This is a genomic window from Neisseria sp. P0021.S007, assembly GCF_051956855.1.
In genome coordinates this window covers 1-509 of record NZ_JBQCXA010001252.1, presented here as the reverse complement: position 1 = coordinate 509, position 509 = coordinate 1, and the positions used below count along the sequence as shown (strand labels likewise).

Annotated in this window: 1 protein-coding gene; it reads right to left on the bottom strand. The window is 33.2% G+C overall.

Annotation, left to right across the window (positions count from 1 at the left end; translation table 11 throughout):
* On the bottom strand, positions 1-457 hold a 457-nt coding region (locus ACTHUR_RS18585), incomplete at its 3' end, for a Kiwa anti-phage protein KwaB-like domain-containing protein (RefSeq protein WP_440400245.1).
* Between the last annotated feature and the right edge of the window lie 52 nt (positions 458-509).

Here is a 509-nt window from a genome sequence, read left to right as displayed (position 1 = left end):
AAGTTGTACTTTCATATGCACGCTTCGATTTTATAAAAATGACCTCATTAATGCAGTAAAAATCAAAATAGTCATCAAAAGAGAAGGTTTCTTCAGGTGTTGCGGATAATTCTCCATTTTGGAAAATAGCATTAATAAAAGAATTACGAATTTTAGGTTTCCATGTTGGAGCAGTTTTTCTAATTGCATAAACCACTTGGCTATCAAATTGAAATTTAACTAAATAACCAATAGCTCCTTTCAGATGCTTTAGTTTAGCATCAATATTCTCAGTCGCGGGCTGGTTAACTACATTTAATAATGCAGTCAAGCCTTCACTTTCTGATAAAGAGTGAGTTAGACAACTATTTTCATTATTTTGAGATAATGGTTGATAAGAAAGATGTTCTGTTGTCAATGTTACATCTTTACTTGCTGCATCTCGAAAAAGCTGTTCTATGGCAGGATCAGTTTTCACATGCCATCCACGGAATTTAGCAGATGATTGACTCTTCTTAAATACCCATAAT